The sequence below is a fragment of the Vibrio sp. 970 genome, from assembly GCF_033339075.1.
Genome location: NZ_JAWOTW010000528.1, coordinates 1 through 603, shown reverse-complemented (window position 1 = coordinate 603; position 603 = coordinate 1). Strand labels below are relative to the sequence as shown.

Here is a 603-nt window from a genome sequence, read left to right as displayed (position 1 = left end):
AGGAGCACCTATGACCGTTATGGAACATACAAAGGCTGCAACACTTGATCTAACCAAACACGGACTGCATAACGTAAAAGAGGTTATTCGCAACCCAAGCTACGAATTGCTGTTTGAGGAAGAAACGCGCGCTGACCTAACTGGTTACGAACGCGGTGTGGTTACTGAATTAGGTGCGGTTGCTGTTGATACAGGCATCTTTACTGGTCGCTCACCAAAAGATAAATACATCGTTAAAGATGCGACGACAGAAGAACACATGTGGTGGACTTCTGACACCGTAAAAAATGACAACAAACCAATCACTCAGGAAGTGTGGAACGACCTAAAAGAGTTGGTGACTAACCAGTTGTCTGGCAAACGCCTATTTGTCGTTGACGGTTACTGTGGTGCTAACCCAGATACTCGCTTGAGCATTCGTGTAATCACGGAAGTAGCATGGCAAGCACACTTCGTAAAAAACATGTTCATTCGTCCTACCGAAGAAGAACTTGCAACGTTTGAACCTGACTTCGTAGTAATGAACGGCGCGAAATGCACCAACCCGAAAAGGGAAGAGCAAGGTCTGGACTCTGAAAACTTCACGGTCTTCAACCTTACTGA

General features: G+C 45.6%; 1 protein-coding gene. It reads left to right on the top strand.

Annotation, left to right across the window (positions count from 1 at the left end; translation table 11 throughout):
* Positions 1-10: 10 nt before the first annotated feature.
* A partial coding sequence (locus R7Q11_RS27680) for a phosphoenolpyruvate carboxykinase (ATP) (RefSeq protein WP_225467172.1) occupies positions 11-603 on the top strand: 593 nt, incomplete at its 3' end.